The sequence below is a fragment of the Polyangiaceae bacterium genome (genome assembly GCA_015075635.1).
In the GTDB taxonomy this organism is placed as follows: domain Bacteria; phylum Myxococcota_A; class Polyangia; order Polyangiales; family Polyangiaceae; genus JADJKB01.
Map to the genome: position 1 here is coordinate 768,108 of JABTUA010000002.1, position 19,420 is coordinate 787,527.

At 69.8% G+C, this 19,420-nt stretch carries 17 protein-coding genes; 13 read left to right on the plus strand and 4 right to left on the minus strand.

The annotated features are described in order from the left end of the window. Positions 1-11 precede the first annotated feature (11 nt). Both HS104_19795 and HS104_19800 read right to left on the minus strand, forming a co-directional pair. Positions 12-1,778, minus strand: a complete 1,767-nt coding sequence (locus tag HS104_19795) for a hypothetical protein (protein MBE7482207.1) — start codon at positions 1,776-1,778, stop codon at positions 12-14. 212 nt (positions 1,779-1,990) lie between these two features. Continuing rightward, positions 1,991-2,569 carry a YceI family protein gene (locus HS104_19800; GenBank protein ID MBE7482208.1) on the minus strand — a complete coding sequence of 193 codons (579 nt, stop codon included), beginning with the start codon at positions 2,567-2,569 and terminating at the stop codon, positions 1,991-1,993. Between the two features lie 78 nt (positions 2,570-2,647). Here HS104_19800 and HS104_19805 point away from each other — a divergent pair, with 78 nt between their 5' ends. The 9 genes from HS104_19805 (at position 2,648) to HS104_19845 (ending at position 11,585) form a co-directional block, all read left to right on the plus strand. After that, positions 2,648-3,559, plus strand: coding sequence for a LysR family transcriptional regulator (locus tag HS104_19805; protein ID MBE7482209.1), 912 nt, complete (start codon positions 2,648-2,650; stop codon positions 3,557-3,559). 18 nt (positions 3,560-3,577) lie between these two features. Further along, entirely contained in the window at positions 3,578-4,471 is an 894-nt protein-coding gene (locus HS104_19810; GenBank protein ID MBE7482210.1) for a hypothetical protein, read from the plus strand. Positions 4,472-4,558: 87 nt separating this feature from the next. Then, positions 4,559-5,680, plus strand: a complete 1,122-nt coding sequence (locus HS104_19815; protein MBE7482211.1) for a site-2 protease family protein — start codon at positions 4,559-4,561, stop codon at positions 5,678-5,680. 157 nt (positions 5,681-5,837) lie between these two features. Then, positions 5,838-6,497 (plus strand): hypothetical protein, encoded by a 660-nt coding sequence (locus HS104_19820; protein MBE7482212.1) that lies wholly within the window; start codon positions 5,838-5,840, stop codon positions 6,495-6,497. Positions 6,498-6,597: 100 nt separating this feature from the next. After that, entirely contained in the window at positions 6,598-7,371 is a 774-nt protein-coding gene (locus HS104_19825) for a hypothetical protein (protein ID MBE7482213.1), read from the plus strand. Further along, complete coding sequence (locus HS104_19830) at positions 7,368-8,657, plus strand: aminotransferase class I/II-fold pyridoxal phosphate-dependent enzyme (protein MBE7482214.1); 1,290 nt, start codon at positions 7,368-7,370, stop codon at positions 8,655-8,657. The genes HS104_19825 and HS104_19830 overlap by 4 nt, the downstream gene beginning before the upstream one ends. Then, complete coding sequence (locus tag HS104_19835; protein MBE7482215.1) at positions 8,654-9,643, plus strand: UbiA family prenyltransferase; 990 nt, start codon at positions 8,654-8,656, stop codon at positions 9,641-9,643. The genes HS104_19830 and HS104_19835 overlap by 4 nt, the downstream gene beginning before the upstream one ends. Beyond that, positions 9,640-10,578, plus strand: a complete 939-nt coding sequence (locus HS104_19840; protein MBE7482216.1) for a hypothetical protein — start codon at positions 9,640-9,642, stop codon at positions 10,576-10,578. The genes HS104_19835 and HS104_19840 overlap by 4 nt, the downstream gene beginning before the upstream one ends. Next, positions 10,569-11,585 (plus strand): hypothetical protein, encoded by a 1,017-nt coding sequence (locus HS104_19845; GenBank protein MBE7482217.1) that lies wholly within the window; start codon positions 10,569-10,571, stop codon positions 11,583-11,585. Before HS104_19840 ends, HS104_19845 begins: the two co-directional genes overlap by 10 nt. Before the next feature lie 78 nt (positions 11,586-11,663). Here HS104_19845 and HS104_19850 read toward each other — a convergent pair whose 3' ends face one another. Further along, positions 11,664-13,493, minus strand: coding sequence for a long-chain fatty acid--CoA ligase (locus tag HS104_19850; protein MBE7482218.1), 1,830 nt, complete (start codon positions 13,491-13,493; stop codon positions 11,664-11,666). An 82-nt stretch (positions 13,494-13,575) separates the two neighbouring features. Continuing rightward, on the minus strand, positions 13,576-15,501 hold the full coding sequence (locus HS104_19855; GenBank protein ID MBE7482219.1) for a sigma 54-interacting transcriptional regulator: 1,926 nt from the start codon (positions 15,499-15,501) through the stop codon (positions 13,576-13,578). A gap of 160 nt (positions 15,502-15,661) precedes the next feature. On the opposite strand from HS104_19855, the gene HS104_19860 reads away from it, so the two are divergent. The 4 genes from HS104_19860 (at position 15,662) to HS104_19875 (ending at position 19,367) form a co-directional block, all read left to right on the plus strand. Further along, entirely contained in the window at positions 15,662-16,453 is a 792-nt protein-coding gene (locus HS104_19860) for a methyltransferase domain-containing protein (protein MBE7482220.1), read from the plus strand. Between the two features lie 48 nt (positions 16,454-16,501). After that, a complete protein-coding gene (locus HS104_19865) occupies positions 16,502-17,440 on the plus strand; it encodes a hypothetical protein (GenBank protein ID MBE7482221.1) in 939 nt (312 codons plus the stop codon). 70 nt (positions 17,441-17,510) lie between these two features. Then, positions 17,511-17,927 carry an MAPEG family protein gene (locus tag HS104_19870; protein MBE7482222.1) on the plus strand — a complete coding sequence of 139 codons (417 nt, stop codon included), beginning with the start codon at positions 17,511-17,513 and terminating at the stop codon, positions 17,925-17,927. A 162-nt stretch (positions 17,928-18,089) separates the two neighbouring features. Then, a complete protein-coding gene (locus tag HS104_19875) occupies positions 18,090-19,367 on the plus strand; it encodes a sodium:proton antiporter (GenBank protein ID MBE7482223.1) in 1,278 nt (425 codons plus the stop codon). The last annotated feature ends 53 nt before the right edge of the window (positions 19,368-19,420 follow it).

A 19,420-nucleotide genomic window follows, 5' to 3' on the forward strand; every position in this document is an offset into this window, starting at 1 on the left:
GAGGGCCGGCCTCACATCGTGAGGCGCCACCGAACCTCGCGCTCGGGGTCGTAGGCGCAGAAGGTCCCGGTCCGCACGGAGACACCCAAATGCCGGCCGAGCTCGGGGTGCGCCTCGGCGATCTTCTTGAGTGCGCTACGTACTCTCCAGGTCACCGCCGTCCGGGCCTTTTCCACCGGGTCGCCCAGCTTCCGAGCTCGCCCCCCGAGCCCCAGGGCGGCCACGAGCTGGTCAGTGACCTGCTCGAGCTCAGCTCGGGCCTTTCCGAGGCGTCCTAGGTCGTGCTTGGCCTCGGAGTCGGCGATCTCGTCCTCGAGCTCCTGGATGCGGCGCTGGCACGCGGCGCGGGCGCGGCCATCCATCGCCGCGCCCCCATCGCCTTCGTGAACGCGCCCGGCGATCTCCATCACGTGGAAGCGCTGGCCGGGGGACGAGAGCAACAGGCCGAGGTCGCGGCAGCCCTTCATGTCCCTGATCTGCGCCGTCTTGCCGGCGAACGTGAGGCTCCAGGTGCCCGCGGCCGGATCGAGCGCAAACGCCGCCGCCTCGGTCGACCTGGCAGGAAGGTACGCGCCCTCTCGTGGTGCGGACGTGAGGCCGGCCTTGCGCAGGCCGTCGGCCAGGTAGGCCGCGTCCTCGGGGCGAGCGAAAGGGTTCACGTGCAACAGGTACGCGAGCGGCTCGTCCGGGTCGGGGACGCGCCCGAACGTGATCTTCTGCTGGAAGATGCCGAGGAACTGCGCGAAATGGCGCCGGGCCGCCGCCATCTCGTCCAGATGCGCGTACGCCGCAGCGATGTACGCCGACTGATCGACGATCAGGTTGGGCGGCGCTCTCTCGACCAGCGCCAGCGCGTCCTTCGGGCGCCGCGCGACGAAGTACGGGATGGCTCCGTAGACGCAGTAGACCTCGTCGTGAAGCGGGTTCAGGCGGAACGCCTTCTCGGTCATGGCGATCCCCGTCTCGGGCTCGCCGAGATACGCGTACCAGAAGCCGACCTGGGCGAGACAGTCGGCGTCGTTCGGGCACAGCGCGATGGCCCGCTCGAGGTGGCGGCGCGCTGGCGCGTACTGGCGCCGGTAGACCAGGACGCGCCCGAGAACGGAGTGGGCGAGGTGATCGGTGTCGTCGAGGTCCACCGCCTTCTTCGCGTACTCGAACGCGAGCCGCTCGCTCGTCTCCCATTCCGACCAGAGCTGGCAGCTCCACTCGTTGAAGTGGCTGAGCGAGAGGCCGAGGTAGCCCCGCGCATAGCTCGGGTCGAGCGTGAGCACGCGCTCGAACAGGTCGCGCGCTTCGGCGTCCGCAGTGATCGTTCCCTGCGCCAGACAGGCGCGACCGCGGAGCCAGCAGTCGTAGGCCTCGAGGGTGGTGACGGGGCGCGCTTTCGCGCGGACGAGACGCGAACGGTGGATGTGACCCTTCAGGTGATTGGCCACGCGAGCGGCGACGTCGTCCTGCACGGCGAAGAGCTCTCGCAACGGGACGTCGTACCGCTGACTCCAGAGCTGCACTCCGGACGGGACCTCGATCAGGTCGGCTCGGACGCGCAGTGACGACGGGCTCGGGACGATCGCGCTGTCGAGCAGATGAGTGACGCCGAAACGCGCGGCGAGTCGCTCGGGGTGGAGCTCCTCCTTCGTCAGCGCGAGCGAAGTCCGCGCGGAGAGCACCTCGAACTCGGGGAACCTCGCGAGCTCGGCGATCACGTCTTCGAGAAAGCCGTTCGCCAGGCGCACCGCCTCGGGATCGCCGGGCTGTTCGCGGACCGGCGCCACCGCGATCGAAGCCGCACGGGGTTCTGTCGGGCTCGGCATCTCCGCGTCGAAGGTTACGCACCACCGACCGCGACACAACCGTGGACGCGGGCCGACGGCTCCCGCGCTCGCGAGGGGTCCGGAAACGCCTCGCCACAGGGCGAGAGGCAATCGGACGGGCCGCAGCGCGGGCGAGCGCTCGCGTCCCGTCCGCCTCCGGCGCGGCGCCGCCCTCACTCCTTCGCTTGCGCGAGCTCGACCTCGATCTCGATGTCCACGTTCTCGCCGACGAGCACGCCGCCGGCCTCGAGGGCGACGTTCCAGGTCAGACCGTAGTCCTTCCGGTTGAGCTTCCCGCGCGCGGTCAGGCCGCGCTTGACGTTGCCCCAGGGGTCTTTCACCGCCGGGGGCAGCTCGTCCACCTCCAGCGTGATCGGCTTGGTGATCCCGCGAATCGTCAGGTCGCCGGTGAGTCGCAGGGAGTCCCCCTTGCCTCGGCGCACCTCCGTGGAGCGGAACGTGACGGTGGGGTAGCGCTCCACGTCGAAGAAGTCGGCGCTCCGCAGGTGCTCGTCGCGCTTCGCCTCGCGGGTGTCGATGCCCGTCACGTCGATGCTGGCCTCGACGCGCGAGCGCGTCACGTCTGCCTCGTCGATGACGGCCGAGCCGGTGACCGGGCCGAGCAGGCCGCGCACGTGGGCGACCATCAGGTGGCGGACCCGGAAGCCGGCGGCGGCATGGGTCGGGTCGATCTGCCAGCGGGTCTGGCGGCTCGGGGTGGTGCTGGGGCTCTGGGTTTCGAGGTGGTTCATGTCGTTTCTCCCTTTCGAGCCACAACATGCGCCCATCCGTGCCATCTGCCCAATTGATAATGTATATTGTTGATCATCATGTCCTTGAATATGCGGGCGCTGAACTTGAACCTCCTGCCGGTGCTCTCCGCGCTGTTGGAGGAGCGCAACGTCACGCGCGCGGCGCGCCGCCTGGGCATGACGCAACCAGCCGTCAGCAACTCGCTCGCTCAGCTCCGCGGCTTGCTCGACGATCCGATCCTGGTCCGCTCGGGCTCACACATGGTGCCGACCGAGCGCGCGCTGACCTTGGCGGCGCCCCTCGCCGCCGCGCTCCAGAGCCTGGGCACCGCGCTCGAGCCCAGCGCCGAGCTCGACCCGAGCGCGCTCGAGCGCAGCTTCACGCTGGCGACGACGGACTACGTGACGTTCGTGCTCCTACCCAAGCTGCTCGCGAAGCTGTCGGAGGTAGCTCCCGGCGTCCGACTGCGCGTTCAAGCCTGGCCGCACCACCGGGTCCCGCCTTCGCTGGAGCGCAACGAGGCCGACCTGCACGTTGGCTTCTACGAGAGCGTGCCGCCGGGTCACCGGCACGAGCGGCTCTTCCAGGATTCGTTCGTCTGCGTCGTCCGGCACGCGCACCCGAAGGTGGGCAAGCGCCTGACGTTGGCGACCTACCTGAAGCTCGGCCATGTGCTGGTGACCCCCGAGCCGGAGGCCAAGGGCATCGTGGACGTGGAGCTCGAGCGCCGCGGTCTCGAGCGCCGCGTGGAGCTCCGGCTGCCCCACTTCTTGATGGTGCCCGCCGTCGTGGCGAGCACCGATCTGGTGGCCGCCCTCGACCGCCGCGTGGCGGAGCCGTTCTCGCGCATGTTTCGGTTGCGCCTGTTCCGACCACCCCTCGCGCTGCCGGCAGGTGGCGTGGGTCAGGTCTGGCACGCGCGTACGGACGACTCTCCGGCCCACCGCTGGCTCCGCGAGCTGATCCGCGACGTGGCCTCGGGGTTGTGATAGCCCGTCTGCGTCTGCATGACGTGCCGCTCGTCGTTCGAGGTCGCCTTCGCCGTCGCGACTACGCTCGCGCTCTGCGCCTGTGACAAGACCAAGACCACGTCCCCCGCGCCCGCGTCCAGCCCAGATCTCTCGGTCGCTGCCAGCGCCCCTCGACCCCCGGGGAGCGCGAGCGCGGGCTCCACCCCGGAGCCGGACGGAGCGTCACCGAGCGCCCTCGACCCACCGAAGCTACGCGACGCGGAGAGGGAAATCGCGACCATCGCGCCCTTCGACGAAGCGGGCCCCGCGGAGGCGAAGCAGCGCGTTGCTGCCGCCCTCGCGGTTTGCGGGGACTTCCGCGAACCGGCTGTGTGGGGACGCGACGGCGACGGGTCGGGGGCGGCGCCGAGCGGCGAGCTCGTCTCCCTGTGCGCGCCCGCCACGGCGGCGAAGCTGCTCGTGCTGAGCGCGAGCCTCGAAGCCAACGACGACGCCGAGGGAGCGAAGAAGAGCGTCACGCTTGCGCTCGCGCTCGACCCCAACCTCCAGCTCCCACCTGCTGCGCCCGCGCCGCTCCGAACCGCGTTCGCGGAAGCCAAGAAGCGCAAGCCGGGGACCGTCCGGCTCGGCGCCATCACGACGACCGCCACGACGGGGCAGAAGTCCCTCGAGGACTCCCTCGCACGCCTCGTTCCCCAGTTCCGCGCATGCTACACGCTCGGCCTGCTCGACAATCCGAACCTTCAGGGTCGCGTCAGCATCTTGGCTGTGCTCGGCGAGGCGGGGCGCGTGCAGAGCGCCACTGCGTCAGGTGACATCCCCGACGGTCGAGTCGTGAAGTGCGCGACCAACGTGATCCGGCGCGCCGTCCTCGCGCCGCCGGACAGGGCGCCCGCCAGGATCGCAGTGCCGCTCCTGGCGAGCCCGTGAGTGGAGGGGCCGCGCATAGCGCTGGACTATGATTCAGCCTCAACTTTTCGATTGGACCAATACGGGACCCGGCCGCATCTGAAGCGCATGTCCTGGTCGTTTCAGATCGCCCGCGCGTTCGGCATTCCCATCCGAGTCCACCTGACGTTCCTCTTGATCGTGGCCTGGGCCGCCTTCAGCTGGGGTGGTCGCCATGGGTTCCACGGCGCCCTGTTCGGAGTGATCTCGACGCTAGCCCTGTTCGTCAGCGTGACGCTCCACGAGCTCGGCCACGGCGTGGCCGCCCAACGGCGCGGGCTCCGCGTGCTCGAGATCGTGCTCTTGCCCCTGGGTGGTGTCGCCGCCCTCGACGGCAAGCCGGCTCGCCCGCGCGACGAGCTGTGGATCGCGCTGGCAGGTCCGGCCGTGAACTTCGCCCTGGCGGTCGTCCTGGGCGGCGCAGCCGTCGGCCTGCATGCCATGGGCTTGCTCGACGTCGCCAAGATCCGCGGCCTCGTGCCCTCCTGGAGCACGCTGCTCGCTCTGCTCGTGCTCGGGAACCTGAGCCTGGGCCTCTTCAACCTGCTGCCCATCTTCCCGATGGACGGCGGCCGCGTGCTCCGAGCGCTGCTCGCAGGTCGTTTCGGCATGGCGCGTGGAACGCGCTGGGCCGCGGGGTTCGGTCAGATCGCGGCGCTGGGAATGGGCACGTTCGCCCTGGTCAACGGCGCGTTCCTGTTGGCGCTGATCGCGGTGATGGTCTTCTTCGCCGCGGGTCGCGAACGCCTCGACGCGACGGCGCGCAGCGCCCTCGCCGGGCTCCGCGCGGGCGACGTCGCGCGGGGCCCGAGCGTGCTCCTCCAGCCGGGAGAGCTCGTCGGAGCGGCGCTCCGGCGGACGCTCCGTACGTCGGACGACGTCTTCCCCGTGGTGCTGGGAGAGACCCTCGTCGGCGTGGTCACTCGAGACGCTTTGGTCTTCGCCGGTCGGGCGGGGCGTCACGACGACCCGGTGGCCGCGCTCCAGACCCGAGCGTGGTCCGAGGTGGACGTGAACGCTCCGGTCGAGGTCGTGCTCGACGAGCTCGAGCGCGGGCAAAGCGCCCTGGCGGTGGTGCTCGATGAAGGCGTTCCAGTCGGCGTCATCGCCCGAGAGCACCTGCTATCGTCGGTGCTGGCGACCAGCGCCGTCCTGGGCGGGAGCCGACCTCGCCTCACGGCCGAGCCGTGAGGTCGCCCTCGCGCCCAGCGTGCTCTTCCAGTAACCCCGTGCCTCTCCCCGCACGCAGTGTGCGGCTCGCTGCACACTCGACGGCGCTCGCGCCCTGAAGCTGCGCTCGGCGTTCCGGCACGGCCATTGCTCCTCCAGATCCGCGGAGGACGCGACCATGGCTCTCGACCTGCGACCCAAGTCTGTTCTGCTCGCCGCCGCGCTCGTCGCCCTGGCCACCGGCTGCACCCTGATCGGGGCGGGCATCGGGGAGGGCTCCAGCCCGGGCGAGAACCCTCGGGAGCTCGACCGATCCGAGATCGACCAGATCCCGACCGGCAAGAAGGTCACGGTCAGAATGCTCACCGGTGGGCACTACAGCGGCAACTTCGACCCGGCCTGGCGGAACCCGGACGGGACGCTGGACCCGAGCGCGATCGCGCTGGTGGATGGCGGGCGCCGTCGTCGCATCGCAGTGGGCGACATCCACTCCGTCACCATCGCAGGCAAGCCGGGTGGAGCCCTGGTGGGCGCGGGCATCGGCCTCGCCGCCGACGTCGCGCTGGTCGCCTTGGCCGTCAGCGCCTCCCGATCTTCGGGCGGCAGCGGCGGCAGCGGCGGCGAACAGAGCGCGGGCTCCTGCCCCCTCATCTACAGCGTCGACGGCACGTCGCGGCACCTTGACGCGGAGGTGCTCGTCGCCACCGTCTTCCCAGGTCTGGACCGCACGGACTTCGTGCGGCTCGAGCACGCAAAGGCCGAGAACGGCGAGATCCGCATCGAGGTGGAAGGTCAGCTCGGCGAGACACAGCGAGCTCTGGCCGACGCAGGCGGGTGAGCTTCGCACCATCGCCCATCCGACGCCGCCCACTCGCGCGCGCGACTGGCAGAACGCCGACATCCTCCAGAAGCTCCAGAGCGCCGATGGCAATGCCTGGGTGAGCACCCCGTTCGGCCGACGCGCCGACGTCCCCGAGGAGGTCCGGGACTACGTCGAGCTCGAGTTCTCGCTCCCGAGGGGCTCGGGCCCCGGCACCCTGCTGCTCCACGCGCGTAACACGCTGTGGGCGGCGCACCTCGAGCGCGAGATGCTCGCCGTCGAGCCGGGAGCCGTCAACCCGCTGTACGCCGCGTTGCGCACGCTTCCCAAGCTCCAGGCCGCCGTTCGTACCGGTATGATCCGCGAGCTGGCGCTCCTGGTGAAGGTCGAGGAAAGCGGCAAGTGGCGCACGATCGACCATGTGTGGCCGGTCGGACCCGCGACGACGCGTGCGGTCGCGGTCCCGGTGGACCTGTCGGGAGTGAGGGGCAAGCTGGTGAGGATCCGCCTCGAGTCGAGCGCGGGGCTGTGGAGCCTGGACCGCGCGGCGCTCGAGCTCGGCCCGCCACGCCGGGTGAACGCCGTCGAGCTTCGAGCCACGACCGCGCGCGACTCGAGCAAGCGGGACCGGCGGCAGGAGCTGGAGCGCGCCGACGCTCGCTACTTCGACATGCCGAATGCCGAGCGAGCAGCGCTCTCGTTTCGCGCTCCACCACCCGCACCTGGTCTCGACCGCAGCGTGTTCGTGAAGGCCACGGGCTGGTACAGCGTGCACCCCGATGCGAGCCGCGCACCGCGCGTGGATCTGCTCGGGCTGATCGCCGAGCCCGGGGCCTTCGGGCGCTTCTCGGTCGCAGACGTCGCCGCACACGCGGCAGGGGGTGCAAGGTGAGCCCCTCGTCCCCGTCACTCTCCGACTTCTTCGGCAGTCAGTCGGATGACCTGTTCGAGAAGTGCCGCCGGCTGAACGACTTCGTCGGTATGGCGAAGGCCGCGGGCATCTACGACTCTCAGTACCGCGTGACCCTGGACGGCCCGCTGGACCACCGGATCCGCGTCGAGAACCCGTTCACCGGTGTCACCCAGGAGATGATCTGCTTCGACTCCAACAGCTACCTCGGGTTGCACCTGCACCCGCGGGTCGTCGCGGCCGTCGAGCGTGCGCTCCGCCGCGTGGGCTACGGAACACCCAGCGCACAGCTCCTCGGCGGGACGAACCGGTACCTGCGCGAGCTCGAGGAGACCGTCGCCGACTTCCACGGGCGCAAGGCAGCCATCATCTTCCCCTCCGGCTACGCCGCGAACGTCGGCACGCTGACCGCGTTGCTGCGACCGGAAGACCTGTTCGTGTGCGACCGCTTCGCCCACGCCAGCATCCAGGACGGCTGCCGCTACTCCGGCGCGCGCTTCGGCGGAGCGTTCGCTCACGCCGACCTGGACGACGCCGAGCGCTTGCTGCTGCGCGACGCGCCTGCGGCCCGCGGCAAGCTCATCGTCACGGACAGCGTCTACAGCATGCACGGCGAGCTCGCGCCACTGCCGGCGCTGCGTGCGCTGGCCGATCGTCATGGTGCGCGACTCATGCTCGACGAGGCGCACTCGGTGGGCGTCCTGGGCGCGACGGGGCGCGGCATCGAGGAGCACTTCGACATGCCGGGCAGCATCGACGTGTTGATGGGCACCTTCAGCAAGGCACCCGGCTCTCTCGGCGGCTACGTCTGCGGCGGCGAAGACCTGATCGAGTACCTGCGCTTCTTCGCGCGCGCGGGGATGTTCACGGCGTCGCTACCAGCGGCGACCTGCGCGGGCATCTGCGAGGCGCTGCGCGTCATGCAGGAGGAGCCCGAACATCGGCTGCGCCTCGTACAGAACGCGAAGCAGCTCTGGGATGGATTGCAGAGCGCGGGCCTCTCGGTGCCTGCCAGCCCGTCGCCCATCGTCCCCGTCGCGGTCGGTGAGGATCACGTGCTGTGGACCGTCGCGCGAGAGCTGTTCGATGCCGGGATCAAGGTCGGCAGCGTGAGTCATCCGGCCGTTCCCCGCGGCGAGAGCATCCTGCGCCTGACTGTGAACGCGCGCCACACCGACGCCGACATCGAGCGCACCGTGGAGGTCCTGCGGCACGTGGGCTCCCGCCACGGGCTGCTCTCCGAGCGAGAGAGAGACCAGGCCGCATGACGCAGCCGTCGAGCGCGAACGCGCTGCCCCGCCCCGGATTCTGGCGCGCGTACTGGGTCACCCTGCGTCCGTACCTGTTCTTCGTGTCGGGCGCCGCAGGGCTCGCGGGGCTCGCGGTGCCCGAGCGGACCGCCCACGCCACACTCGTGGCCGCCTTCGCCGCCTTCTTCTGCTCCTACGGTCTGGGCCAGGCGTTGACGGACGTGTTCCAGGTGGACACCGACTCGCTCTCGTCGCCCTATCGGCCGCTGGTGCGCGGCGAGGTGTCGCGCCCGCAGGTCTTCCTGGTGAGCCTGGGGGGGCTCACGCTCTGTGCCGCCACGTTCTGGTTCATCAACGCCGAGACGGCGCTCTTGTCCGTGGCCGGGGTACTCGGGCTCGCGACCTACACGCCGCTGAAGCGCCGCTGGTGGGGCGGCCCGGCGTGGAACTCGTGGATCGTGGCGCTCTTGCCGCTGCTCGGCTTCCTGTGTGGAGCGCAGACGCTCCGCAGCATGCCCGCGGATCCCTTCCTGCCGTGGCTCGTGGGCAGCGTGTTCTGCTCGTACGCCGTCTTCGTCTTGCTCGGCTACCTCAAGGACGTGAGCGCAGACCGCGCGACCGGCTACGAGACGTTGCCGGTGCGCTTCGGGCGCAGGGCTACCGTCGCGGTCAGCGCCGTGTTCGCCGCCGCTGCGCTGGCCTTCACGAGCCTGCTCTCGCTGCGCGTCTTCGAGCAGCGTCCACCCACGCCCCTGGCCACGCTGCTTGGCGCCGGCCTCGTCTGCCTGGCGCTGGTCTGGCTCGTGCTCGCCCATCTGCGCATGGCGTGCACGGATCGGGACGACCAGGCCCACCCCGCCATTGCCTGCTCGGTCCGCGCGTTCGTCGCGCTGCACGCCGGCGAGGCGGCATGGCTGCGCCCGGAGCTCGCGCTCTTGGGCGTCTTCCTCGTCGTTGGTCTCGAGCTCGCGCTGGCGGCTCGACCTTGCGAGAGCCAGATATGACGGAGAGAGCGCGTGCCCTGGTGATCCTCAACCCCGCGGCTGCGCAGGGTGCGGCGCGGGTGAAGTACGCGCGGGTCCGGGCTGCGGTGGAGGCGCACTTTCACCTGCGAACCGAGGAGCTCGATGCCCACGGCGCCTGGCAGCACGCCGTCCGGGAGGAGCTCGGGGAGGGCACCCGGACGTTCCTGGCCGCAGGCGGAGACGGCACCGTCTCCGCGGTCACGGGCGCGCTCGTCTCGGCTCACGGGAACGTCCCGCTCGCTCAGATCGCGCTCGGCGCCGTGGGCCTCGGCTCGAGCAACGATTTCCACAAGCCGGCGCGCGCCTCGGTCGCGGGCATCCCGCTCCGCATCGACCGGAGGGGCGCGACGCCGCGCGACATCGTCCGCGTTCGCTATCAGACGGAGCGCGAGCGACGGCACGAGCGCTTCTTCGTCATCAGCGCCTCGTTCGGGGTCACGGCGGAGGCCAATGCGTTCTTCAACCGTGGCGACGCGCTCCTCCGCGCGCTCAAGCGTCGCTGGACCGGCGCGGCAATCGCATACGCAGCGCTGCGCACGCTCTGCCTGCACTCGGCCGCCCGGGGCCGAGTCCGCGTCGGCGGGCGCGACTTCGCCGTCTCGCTCGCCAACCTCAGCATCATGAAGACCCCACACCTGTCCGGCAGCTTGCGCTACGACACCCCGGTCGGCGGCGCGAGCGGGCTCGTGGCCGTGAACCTGTGCGAGACCCGGAGTCGCGCCAGGCTGGCTCAGACCCTTGCGAACCTCGGCCGAGGTCGCTTCGTGGGACAACCCGGTACACGGCACTGGATGGCGGAAGCGCTGGAGGTGGAGCTCGACGACGAGCGCCTGCTCGAGCTCGACGGGGAGACGGTACGCGCGCGGCGCGCTTGGTTCGACCTGCTGGACGAGAGGATCATGACATGCAGCTGATGCACGCAATCGCGGAGAACCGCCTGCTCTCGCGCTGGGCGGCGGCGCTCCCGCGCTCGCCTGGCCAAGTCGGCTCGGTTCACCAGACGGACGCCGAGCTCGTGCCGCTCGGGGACGGTCGCCTCCTGGCCCTGACCGTCGATACCGTGCTCGAGGAGATCGAGCTCGGGCTCTACCGAGACCCGCGCACGGCGGGACGAGTCGCGGCCGCAGCAGCCTTGTCCGACCTGGCCGCCGTGGGTGCGGAGCCGCTCGGCCTCCTGCTCTCGGTGAGCCTCCCCAGCCGGGACACAGAGGCCGTGCAGCAGGCGGTCGCCGAGGGAGTCGCTCAGACCTGTCGCGCGGCCGGGACCTTCGTGCTGGGCGGCGACACCAACGAGGGTCGAACGCTGTCGGTGACGTGTGTCGCCGCGGGGATCGTCCCGATGCAGGGACACCTCTCCCGCGTGGGCATGGCTCCGGGAGACACCGTCTTCGCTTCCGGTCCGCTCGGCTCGGGGACGACCGTCGCGGCCTTCGCGCTGCTCGGGCTCGCAGAGCGAGAGCGGGTCGAATCGGACTGGCAACCGCAGCAGCGAATCGGGGAGGGCAAGGCGCTGCGCGGCATCGCATCGGCGTGCATGGACACGAGCGACGGCCTCGTCGCGACCGTGGACCAGCTCGTTCGTCTGAACCAGGTGGCGCTCCGGATCGACGTGCCGCTCGATTCCCTCCTCGACGCCCGGTCGGCGGCCCTGCAGCGCGCGCTCCAGCTGTCGGCTCTACCCTTCCTCGCAGCCCCGCACGGCGAGTTCGAGCTGGTGTTCAGCGTGCCGGAGTCGCGGCTGGGCGCGCTCGAGTCGGCGGCCAAGGCGATGAGCTGGCGGCCGCTGCGCCTCGGGCGGGTCGAGGTGGGAGCTGGGCTCTTCGTCGGGTCGGCGCCGCTCGACGGGGCTCGACTGCGCAACCTGGCCGGCGCGGCGCCAGGCGATCTCGGCGCCTACATCAGCGCGCTGTCCGCGCTCTGAGCCGCTCGGCCATCGCAGACTCCTGCTCCCGGCCACTGCGAGCAAGGCGCCGCTCGTACCCACGGCGCTGCCGCTCCGCTATTGCGCCGAGAGCAGCTCGTCCTTCGACGCGAACAGCGACTCGATCTCGGCGGCGTACTTCTGGGCGATGACGTTACGCTTGATCTTCATGGTCGGCGTCAGCTCGCCGCCGTCGACCGAGAATGCGACCGGGAGCACGCGGATGCGCTTGATGGTCTGATACCTCGCGACCTTGCTGTTGCAGTGCTCCTCGATGGCGGCGAACAGGTGCTTCTCCACCTTGGGGTCCTTCGCCATGTTCTCCAGCGAATCCTTCTGGGTGCCGGCGTCCGCGGCCAACCCGTCGAGGTTCTCGGGGTCGAGCACGAGCAGGGCCGCCAGGAACGGCATGCGGTCGCCGACGACCACGGCCTGCGCAATCCCGCGGATCTGGTTGATGTAGCCTTCCATCTCGGCCGGCGCGACGTTCTTGCCTCCGGCGGTGATGAGCAGGTCCTTCTTCCGGCCCGTGATCTTCAGGTAGCCGTCCGCGTCGAAGGCCCCGAGATCGCCGGTGTGGACCCAGCCCTCCGCGTCGATGAGCTCCTCCGTCTCCGCGGGCATGCGCAGGTAGCCCCGGGTCATGGTGCGACCGCGCGCGAGGATTTCCCCGTCGTCGGCGACCTTCACCTCGCAGCCCTCGAGCGGCGTACCCACCGTCCCGAAGCGGGCCTCGCCGAAGCGACAGCCGGTGAGGATCCCCGTCGTCTCGCTCATCCCGTAGTACTCGTGGATGGCGATGCCGAGCGACGCGAAGAACTTCAGCGTCCCCACCGAGATCGGGGCTGCGGCGGTGCCGGCCATGACCAGGCGGTCGAGCCCCAAGGCGGAGCGCACCTTGCCGAGCACCAGCTTGTGGGCGAGCGCGCGCCCGAGCCCGGAGACGGGGGCTTTCTCGGCGAGCTCGCGGGTCATCGCCTCGAGCTCCGTGTCCCGAGCCCAGCGGGCGAGCGCGCCCTTGATGCCGGTCGCGGCCGAGAGCTTCGCCTCGAGCGCTGCCTGGAACTTCTCCCACACGCGCGGCACGGCCACGAACACGGTCGGGCGGGCCTCGAGCAGGTGGTCCTTCACCTGAGAGATGTCGGGACAGAAGTAGACCTCTCCCCCCGCCCCCATCGACATCAGGTTCGTCATGATCTGCTCGGCGATGTGGCAGAGCGGCAGGTAGCTCACGACGATGTAGGGCTTGCGCTCGGGGCCGCGGAAGATGGGGACGTGGTTGAAGAGCATCTCCTGCATCCCGAGGAGATTGCCGTGATCGAGCATCACACCCTTCGCGACGCCGGTCGTCCCCGACGTGTAGATCAACAGGCAGGTGTCGTCGTGCCCGAGCGATGCGAGGCGCCCGTCGAGCTCGGTGTCCGGCTCGGCACGCCCCTTGTCACGGAGCGCGGTCAGGCTCATGGCCCCGTCGTCCTCGCCGTCGAGCATGGCGACCAGGTGCTCCACCTGTACCTGGCTTGGGTCGAGCGCGATGGCCGCGCGGTACTGGCTGACGAGCGCCTTGGTGTCCGCGATTGCGATCTTCGAGCGCGAGTTGCGGAGGATGTGCGCGAATTGCTCGACCGTGTTGGTCGGGTACCCCGGCGCTGGGATCCCCTTGGCGGCCATGATGCCGAACTGGCAGAGGACCCACTCCATCCGGTTCGCTCCGACGACCGCGACGCAGTCGCCCGGTTGGTGCCCGAGCGCGATGAGGCCCTTGGCTACCTCGCGTACCTGGGCGAAGTACTCGGCCCAGGTGAGCGTCTTCCAGACACCATCGACCTTGCCGTGGATGGCAGCAGCGTCGGGCGTCTCACTAGCGTGCGCTGCGAGTTGGTGAACCAGGCTCTGGGTGCTCTTCATGGCTTCTTCTCGGAGGTGGCCGGCCATCGTAGGACGCGCCCACGGTCGCGTCGATGGGCTGGCTTCCGGCCAAGGCCCTGGCTCACGCCTTCCCGGGACGACGGATGCCGAGAGCTCGCATGCGCGAGCTCAGAGTCGAGGCATTCATGCCGAGGAGCGCCGCAGCTCCGCTCGGGCCCGCGACCTTCCAAGCGGCGGCTTCGAGCGCGCGCTGGATGTTCGCGCGCTCGAGCTCCAACAGCTCGTCGGCCGTGAGGATCCGGTCGGGGAGCGCTGGCGACGATTCGCCCCGCAGGTCGGAGGGCGGCGCCGTGCTCGGGAGCGCGCGGTCGATTTCGAACACCCCGCGCGTCGACAGGATGACGCCGCGCTCGACCACGTTCTCCAGCTCCCGCACGTTTCCAGGCCACGGATAGGCCTGGAGACGCTCGAGGACGGGCGCGGAGAGCGGGGCGAGCCTGCGCCCCAGCTTCTTGGCGAACTTCTCCGCGAAGGCCTGCGCGAGCACCGGGATGTCGTCGCGGCGCTCGCGCAGCGGCGGGATGGAGATCGGGAAGACGTCGAGTCGGTAGAAGAGGTCTTCGCGGAACGTCCCCCGCTTCACGCTCTCGCGGAGGTCGCGATGCGTCGCGGCGATGATGCGCACGTCGACCTTGATGGTCTTCGCGCTGCCGACGGGCTCGAGCTCACCGGTCTGCAGCACGCGCAAGAGCTTGGGCTGGAGCTCCAGGGGCAGCTCGCCGATCTCGTCCAGAAACAGCGTGCCGCCGTCCGCGAGCGTGAAGCGGCCATCGCGCCGCTGGATCGCGCCCGTGAACGCGCCTTTCTCGTGACCGAACAGCTCGCTCTCGATGAGGTTGGCGGGGATCGCGCCACAGTTGACGCGCACCACCGGGCGGTCGGCTCGCTTGCTCCCGGCATGGATGGCCTCGGCGAACAGCTCCTTGCCGGTTCCGGTCTCACCCAGGAGCAACACGGTCGCGTCCGTCGCCGCCACGTTCCCCACCTGCGCCAGCGAGTCGAGCAGCGCCTTGGACGACCCCAGGATCGGGTCGAAGGTCCGGAGCGAGCCGAGCTCGCGGCGCAACAGCTCGGTCTCGCGGGTGAGCGAACGGATGCGCTCCTCTGCCGCGATGCGCTCCTCGACGTCGCGCAGGATCAGCGTGAAGAACCCGCGACCGCCGGCGCGATAGTGAGAGAGCGTGGCCTCGGCATGGAAGGGGCGACCGCCGGCGCTTCGCGCGCGCAGGCCGCCGGCGATCCACGAGCTCTGGTCCTTTCCACTCGAGACGACCAGCGCGGAGGCTTGCTTGCGCAACAAGTCGGCGGATTCGCCCTCCACGAGCTCGCGGAAGGCCCGACCGGGGCACGACGCCTCGTCCAGCTCGAACGCGCGGGCGGCAGCGGAGTTCACGAGCACGATGCGGAGGTCGTCGTCGAGGACCACGATGGCGTCCATGGCGCTCCCGAGCAGCTGGCTGAGCTGGGCCTCGCGCTCCCGGGTGGCTCTCTCGGCGCGCAGGCGCCGGAGCTCGGCAGAGGCGCGGTTGGCGAAGATCTGGAAAATCGCGGCCCCGCGCGGCTCCGGCGGCATGGGCTTGTCGTCGAGCACGGCGAGCTGTCCGATGATGGCCCCGTCGACGTCCAGCAGCGGCACACCCATGTAGCTCACGGCTCCGTAGTGCCGGAGCGACGGGTCACCGCGGTAGAGGTCCACGATTCGGTCCGGAATGTGGACCGTGCGGCGCTCGTCGAGCGCGGTCTGGCAGGGCGTGCCCTCGACCGGATAGGAGAAGCCGTCGAGCCACTCGTCGCGCATCTTCATCGAGACGGCCACGAGCTCGCGATTGTGCTCCGAGTACAGGGCGATCCAGGCGCCCATGGTCCCCATGGTGCGGCTCAGGTTCGTGACGAGCGCGGAGAAGAAGCTCTCTCCGGTTTCGGTGGCCGTCCCTTCGACGATGCTCCGAAGCGCCGCCAGCTCGTCGAGGTCGCTCAGGGAGGCCATCGTCGCTCGTGAGATTCCGCCAATCCACTCGTGAGATATCACAAGTCGCGAAATCTCACGCCTCGAGCCGGTGCCGGTCCTCGCGCGAACACGTCGGAAATCCCAGCGGAATCAGCCCGAGGGCGGCCGCGGCACGGCTCCTGCTGAGGCGGAGGGAATCATGGCTACTTCCTGTCCCAGCGAGCTCGACGTCGACGCGCTGCGCGAGCGCATCCGCGACGTCTACACCCGAGTCGCCGAAGATCCCAGCGGCGACTTCCATTTCCACCGGGGCGCACGCTACGCGGTCGACGTCCTCGGCTACGACGCCGACGAGCTGTCGGCGCTGCCTCGTCGGACGACCGACCGCTTCGCGGGAGTCGGTAATCCGCTCGCCTGGGCCGCGCTCGAGCCCGGGATGACCGTGCTCGATCACGCGTGCGGCGCTGGAATGGACGTGCTCATCGCTGCCAGGCGGGTTGGACCCGAGGGGCACGTGATCGGCGTCGACATGACGCCGCTCATGCGCCAAGCGGCCCTGCTCTCGGCGCGCGAAGCCGGGCTCGCCGACCGCGTGGACATCCGTGCCGGCATGTTCGAGGACCTCCCGGTCGCGAGCGCGAGCGTGGACGTCGTCCTGTCGAACGGTGTGCTGAACCTCGCCCCCGACAAGCGGCGCGTGCTCTCCGAGGTACGCCGAGTGCTCAGGCCCGGCGGTTTGCTCTGCCTGTCCGACGTGGTCGTACAGCGCGAGCTCAGCTTGCGCGCCCGCAGCGAGGCAGAGCTCTGGGCGGCCTGCGTCGGCGGCGCGCTGGTGGAGAGCGAGCTCTCGTCGCTGGCCGCCGAGATGGGCTTCGTCCACGGGGAAGTGCGCGCGCGCTTCGCCAGCTTCGCGGGCAGCAGCGCGGAGGCGCGCGTGTCCGGCGATCTCCGGCTCGGCGCCGTCACGTTCACCGCGCGTCGCGCGCTTTGATCTCGAAACGAAACGAAAACCAACAACCCAGTCCGAGGAGACGCCAACATGACCGAACACACCAACATGAACCCCACTCCGACCCACGCTCGCTATGCCCGCGCGGTGGCTGCTTCCAAGCGCGCCCGCTGGGACATCGAGGACGTCTTCCGCGGAAGGAGCCTGGGCGCCGACCAGAAATTCCTGCCCGACGGCCTGTCCAAGGCGGACCGGGTCGCCTTCCTCACGGCCAGCGAACGCCGCTGGATGAGCCGAGTGCAGGGGCGCACGTACGCCAACGTCTTCGGCCTGGTCGAGCGCTTCATCAACGCCAAGATCCTGGAGCTCAGCGCGCGGCATCACTTCGGCGATCAGACCGCGCTCGAGGCGCTGGTTCGCTTCAGCGAGGAGGAGCTCAAGCACCAGGAGCTGTTCCGCCGCGTGGACGTCATGTGCGCCGCCGTCATGCCCGAAGGCTACCGCCTGGTGGCCGATCCCAACGAGGTCGCCCACGTGGTCTTGGGCAAGTCCACGTGGTCGGTGCTGGCGCTGACCTGTCTCATCGAGCTCTTCACCCAGACCCACTACACCGAGAGCATCGCGCCCGACCCGGAGCTGAACCCGCTCTTCAAGGACATCTTCCGCTACCACTGGATGGAGGAGAGCCAACACGCCGTCGTCGACGAGCTCGAGTGGCGCGCAGCCGACGCGCGCACCAGCCCCGAGCGGCGCGAGCAGGCCGTCAGCGACCTGATCGACTTGGTGGGTGCGGTGGACGGCATCTTGCAGGCTCAAGCGGCGGCAGACGCGGCTTACTTCGTCGCCCACCTCGATCGGAAGCTCGGCGAAGCCCAGACGGCCGAGGTCGAGCAGGTCTTCCTCGGCGCGTACCGCTACCAGTACATCCTGTCGGGCGTGGAGCGCACGCGGTTCCCGGCCATCCTGAGCGAGCTCATCTCGGACGCAGACATGAGCCGCGTCGTCGCGGCGCTCGCACCGCTCGCCTGAGCAGCTCGACGGGACGGGCCGTGTGCGCGGCCCGTTCCGTCGAGACACCACTTCCCGAGCCTGGCCAGCCATGACCCCCGCCACTTCCGCTCTGCTCGGCTTCGCCGCCTGGACGCTCGCCACCCTGGTGTTCACCATCGGCGCGCACCGCTGGAGCCGGATCCTCGCGGGAACGGCCCGGATCCACGCGTTTCCCCCCGACGCCTCCGACGGACCCGACTGGTATCGCCGCGCGACGCGCGCGCACATGAACTGCGTGGAGAACCTCCCCGTCTTCGCAGCCATCGTGGCGGCGATCGCGACGACGGGCGCGACCGGCCGGGTCTTCGACGTTCTCCCGCCCGTCGTCCTCGGCGCGCGGGTGTGCCAAACGGTCACTCACGTGGGGTTCCCCGTGACCGCCGGCTCCGTCTCGGTGCGCTTCAGCTTCTTCTGCATCCAGCTCGTCGCGATGCTCGGCCTGATGGCGGCGTTGGTCTGGCCGTGAGGGGTTCGCGACGCAGGACCGCGCGACCCGTGGGCGAGCGAGCGATTCAGAAGTGTCGGCGGTCGCTTCGGCTTGACTGCGGAGTCGGTCCGGTCCAACGCCGACACCGGACGCTCGCGGGCGTGGGTGCTCGCCGAGGGAACCGGAAGGCAAGGTGAACTGATGGCGTTTCTCGATGCCGCTGCGCTGCTCTTGGTGCTGGCCGCGGCCTTTGGCTTCGTGAACCATCACGTGCTCAAGCTGCCGTTCGCGATCGGCTTGATGGTGAGCGGCTTGCTCGCGTCGGGCGGAGTGCTCGTGCTGGATGCGCTGGTTCCCGCGTGGGGTGCCGCCGAGATGGTCCGGCGGGTGGTGATCGGGATCGACTTCTCCGAGACCGTTCTCAGCGGCATGCTGAGCCTGCTGCTCTTCGCCGGTGCGTTGCACACCGACCTCAGCCAGCTGAAAGAGCGCATCGCGACGATCAGCGCGCTGGCCTCGGTGGGCGTCGTCATCAGCACGGCGGTCGCCGGCGGCATCGCGTTCCTGGGGTTCCGCGCGTTCGGGGTGGAAATCGGCTGGATCTGGTGCCTGGCGTTCGGCGCGCTGATCTCGCCGACCGATCCGATCGCCGTGCTCGGGATCATGAAGGCTGCCAAGGCGCCGAAGCAGCTTGAGGTCAAGGTCATCGGCGAGAGCCTGTTCAACGACGGCACGGGCGTCGTGCTGTTCACGATTTTGGTCGGCGCAGGAGTCGCGACGATGTCTGCCGCCCCCGGGGCCGCAGAAGAGGCGCTCGGCACCGGCAAGATCGTCTCGCTGCTGGTCAAGGAGATCGTGGGTGGTGTCGCGCTCGGGCTAGCGCTGGGCTGGGTCTGCTATCGCGGATTTCGAACGCTCGACGAGCCCAATCTCGAGATTCTCATGTCGGTGGCGACGGTGTTCGCGATCGGAGTCGTGGCGAGCAGGGCGCACGTGTCCGCGCCCCTGGCGGCGGTGGCCGCGGGCCTGTTGATCGGCAACCGAGGTCGCTTGCACGCCATGAGCGAGCGGACCGCCCAGAGCTTGGACGTGGTCTGGATGTTCATCGACGAGATGCTGAACGCGGTCCTGTTCCTGCTGATCGGCTTCGAGGTGTTCGCGATCGACTACTCTCGCAAGAGCTACTGGATGGTCCTCTCGTGCCTGATCCCGGGCGTGTTGCTCGCTCGATTCGTCGGTGTGGCGCTGCCGATCGCCATTCTGCGACTCCGGCGCGAGATCGACCCCGGCACCGTGCGTGTCCTCACCTGGGGGGGCTTGAAGGGCGGCATCTCGGTGGCGCTCGCGATGAAGCTTCCCGAGTTCGAGGGCCGTAACGCCGTCCTCACCGTCACCTACGGCATCGTCATCTTCTCGATCATCGTGCAAGGGCTCACGGTGGGCCGCCTGATCCGCCGAGTGTATCCGCAGCCGAGCTAGTCGGCGCGGGCGCGGGAGGACGTCGAAAGCGCGGCGCTCGAGGCCTGCACCGC